At 30.1% G+C, this 3725-nt stretch carries 4 protein-coding genes; all 4 read right to left on the bottom strand.

The window, feature by feature from the left end; all coding sequences use genetic code 11:
• Positions 1-279 precede the first annotated feature (279 nt).
• Positions 280-630 (bottom strand): hypothetical protein, encoded by a 351-nt coding sequence (locus tag AC3E9U_RS16060; RefSeq protein ID WP_488747946.1) that lies wholly within the window; start codon positions 628-630, stop codon positions 280-282.
• Between the two features lie 229 nt (positions 631-859).
• Positions 860-2158, bottom strand: coding sequence for an erythromycin esterase family protein (locus tag AC3E9U_RS16055; protein ID WP_488747945.1), 1299 nt, complete (start codon positions 2156-2158; stop codon positions 860-862).
• 160 nt (positions 2159-2318) lie between these two features.
• The gene (locus AC3E9U_RS16050; protein ID WP_488747944.1) at positions 2319-2900 is read right to left on the bottom strand and encodes a hypothetical protein; all 582 of its coding nucleotides are present in this window, start codon (positions 2898-2900) and stop codon (positions 2319-2321) included.
• Positions 2901-3080: 180 nt separating this feature from the next.
• Positions 3081-3596, bottom strand: a complete 516-nt coding sequence (locus tag AC3E9U_RS16045) for a hypothetical protein (RefSeq protein WP_488747943.1) — start codon at positions 3594-3596, stop codon at positions 3081-3083.
• Positions 3597-3725: the final 129 nt, after the last annotated feature.

Genomic DNA, 3725 nt, shown 5'->3' with positions numbered 1-3725 from the left:
AAGTTTGAGATCAAAACTGATTTTCTGATACTCATTTTTTCGACAGGGATGTTTTTTTGTTGTTTCCATAGGATACTAAAAGTGTTTAATTTTTAGTCAACCTATTTTAGGACGACGCATTTTTTGAAATTTCAGCTAACGTCCCGCCGGCTTTGTGTCAGGCGGGGATTTTTGTCCCCAAACCATTCCGTTGAAGACTGACGCCAAATATACAAAAAGATCGTTCCATTATTACCAAAACCCCGCTTGCACAAAACCGCTGTTAACTGCAGGGCAATATCATTTATAAATTTTGCCATCACATTCAAAAGGAAAGCTCAAGATTGTATCTTTTTTATGAATATTAAAGACTAATTCACCCTTTTTTTTCATTATAGTATCTCCAATTTCAATATGTTTTTTATAATTATCCCACCATCTATCGCTAGTATTAGAATTACAGTTGCATTTTTCCTTAGTTAAAGGAGAAATACCCTCATAGTCAAATCTATCGTCAAGCTCACTAGAAATTTTTTCTACTATTAAGATACATTCATCTCCTTTATATGCATCTGCAACGGTTTTACAATCTCCTAAAGGAGTGCAAGAAATATATATAATTGATAAAAAAGAAATAATTAGAAATTTCATTGGTAAAGTTATAATGTATTTACGTCGTTGCATTACGTATAGTTTAGGATGACTTGCAGTTAACGTCCCGCCGGCTTTGTGTCAGGTGGGGATTTTTGTTACTGATGATTACAAATATACCGAAAAGTCTGAAAGAAAAAAGTTGAAAAATAGGAGAGAAATGCAAACACTGGCTCTTACCGATAAACACCCAAAACCCCACTTGCACAAAACCGCTGTTATAAAACGTTTATTTTTCACTCAATTTATAATTTGGAACTGAAATACTTTTCACAAAAATTAACCCGTCGTACATTTCTGAAAATATTTTTGCATACAAATTATTTTGTTCCGGATTATAACCTGAGCCACCTAATATAAGTTGTTTATTTTTCTTTTTGAAGAATTTGGTGGAATCATCATTTACTGCTTTTGAAATATCAATAAAAAAAACTTCTTCTTTTGCATCAATAAGTGTTTCTGCATAGGTATTAGGATATGGTTCATTCATTTGATAAGTTTTCCAAGTAGTTGGTTCATTTTTTTTGAAAATATAACCACCAAGAGTACCTTTACCAAAATCAAATCCTACACTAAAATAATCATCTTTATAATATTCTTTTAAATGTCTGCCTAAATTATAAATGTTTCGATTACTGTAATTTCCAAAACCCTTATTATTTACATGTTCGTTATGTGCCCAAATAAAAGCCTTTCCGTTTTTTGACTTGTTTTCAATTATCCATTTAACATTTTCGAACATCTTCAAATCTCTATCTTGACTATAATTATTTTCTACGTAATAAGTATATTTTGTCAAATAATCTAAAGCTCTAATTGCGGAACTAAATTCAGTATTATTTTCGTTTTTAACACCTTTTTGAAAATCGAGTAAAATACTCTTAATTTCATTTAACTTTGGGATTTGTATATCAGCCCAATCGGTTGATTTCATGTAGTCAACTTTTTTTTCTACACACTTGTCTGCTACTAAAAGAAGTTCTTCACTTACAGGTATATTATAATTCTTAACTAATTCTCGTAATTCCTGATTAATGTTTTGCACGATTTGAATGTCCATTCCATAAAAGTGAATTTGCTCATCTTTTGCTTTATTCAAGTTGTAACTTCTCATCCATTCTAATAGATTAATTACTTCCTTGCAGTGCCATGGAGCGATACTGAAATTGTCAGCAATAGTTTCCACGCTGCCTTTCCCACCATTAATCCATTCGTTTATTCCTGCTTCTGAAGGATATGAATCCTCAATTATAAAAACTTTGACATTTTGGGTTTCTACCAAATATTTGAAGAATTTAACCTTTAAATCGAAAAACTCTTTTCCATGATGTGTAGTTTCGCCGAATCCAAATATTTTTGCATCTTGAAATTTTTTAGGGATATTATCATTAAAAATTGAAAGTTTTGTGTTTGGATTAGCATCTTCAATTTTGATTAAATTACTATTAATCCATTTTATGGTTTCATCCTTTTGAGCATTTATATAGGTTGATAGAAAAAAAGTAATCCCTAATAGAAATATCTTCATTAGTAGTTTTTTAAATGTTTTATAACGTCCCGCCGGCTTTAAGAAGTTGGGGATTTTTGTACCCAAACCATTCCATTAGGACTGAAGTCAAATATACAAAAAGACCTTTCCATTATACACCAAAACCCCAATTTCTTAAAACCGCTGTTAGCAGCCGTATTTAATACATTCTACGTTGAGCATGAATTTCATCTAATTCCCAATCTCTACCAGATTTTTTAATGTATATGAGAAACCATTTTGCTTTATAGATATCACCATTTGTGAATGAACAATATAAAACGCCATATTTCTTATGTTCATCAAAATTTATTTTAGAGAAAACTAAAAAACCTGGTAATGCATATTTAGAATTCCAAAAATCCTCTCTAATTGGGTTTTGTTTAATAGATGAAAGGTATTGATATTTGAATTTTGCTTGTTTAGTAAAAAGATGTAAATCAATTTTTTGTCTAATTTTTTTACTAATTGTGTCAAAATATAGATTTTCTACATTTTTAAAGTGATCTCTAAATTGAACGTACCCAGGACTTTCAGGATATAGACTATCATTAACTACAATCGTTTTTTTATTCTTATTATTTAGAGATATTTTATCATTAGTTAATCTGTAGCAGACAGAATCAATAACTTCGTTAAAAACAGAGTTTAACGCTTTTTTTTCAGTTTCTAAAATTGACTCTTTCTTTTGGCAACCGATTATTGCAAAAAACAAAAGAAGAGTTAAAGTCGCGTTTTTCATAATATGGCTGCTAACGTCCCGCCGGCTTTGCGAAGTGGCGGAATTTTATTACTGATGTTTACAAATATACCGAAAAGATTGAAAGAAAAAAGTGGAATGAAAAGAAGAAATAAAAGCACCAAGCCATCCCAAAAAATCACCAAGCCCCGCCATTTCGCAAAACCGCTGTTGTAGGCAGTATTAACTTTTTATAAATCGTAGCCTTTCTCCAGAATCTGGATCATTAAAGAAATACCATACTTGATATTCATTTCCTTTTTGTAATACTAAAATCCCTGATTGAGTAATTTTATCTTCAAAATTAAGATTAATTGTTTTGTCAAATTGAGTTTCAATAATTTCCCAATTTCCTTTTTTATGGATATTATCAATTATTCCGTTTTGTTTGCTTGATATTGTTGAGTTTACACTTTTTGATTGAAATAAATCGATTGAATTATTTAAAACAAATGTTTTGTCTTTATTAAAAGTAATATAGATGCTATCTACTTTTTCTTTTCCCAATAAGTATTCATAGGAGGATTTGTCAAGTTTCCATGTACCAACAATATTCTCGCTACTAAAATTTACATTGTTTGTTTTTATGTTGTTCTCGATTGGACCAAATCCATTACACGAAATGAAATGGATAGATACAAGAATGGATATTATAAAAATAGTTTTTTTCATAAAGTTTCTAAAGTTCTGTTTTTTCATCTCGTTGATGTCTTGTCCTGAAATAGGTTGACCATTTTGGTTATTAATTCAGGTTATAAAATTTGTATTTATGCATTTGATTTTTGTGTGCAAACTCAGGTGTTTTCATGTCTAGGCTGTAATGTCTTC

This window comes from Flavobacterium sp. 21.1, assembly GCF_057801535.1.
This window is presented reverse-complemented; position numbering and strand designations above follow the sequence as displayed.

Excerpts from the sequence above, each read along its gene's own strand:
- AC3E9U_RS16060 (WP_488747946.1), bottom strand. The coding sequence starts at position 630 with ATGAAATTTCTAATTATTTCTTTTTTATCAATTATATATATTTCTTGC.
- AC3E9U_RS16045 (WP_488747943.1), bottom strand. The coding sequence starts at position 3,596 with ATGAAAAAACAGAACTTTAGAAACTTTATGAAAAAAACTATTTTTATA.
- AC3E9U_RS16050 (WP_488747944.1), bottom strand. The coding sequence starts at position 2,900 with ATGAAAAACGCGACTTTAACTCTTCTTTTGTTTTTTGCAATAATCGGT.
- AC3E9U_RS16055 (WP_488747945.1), bottom strand. The coding sequence starts at position 2,158 with ATGAAGATATTTCTATTAGGGATTACTTTTTTTCTATCAACCTATATA.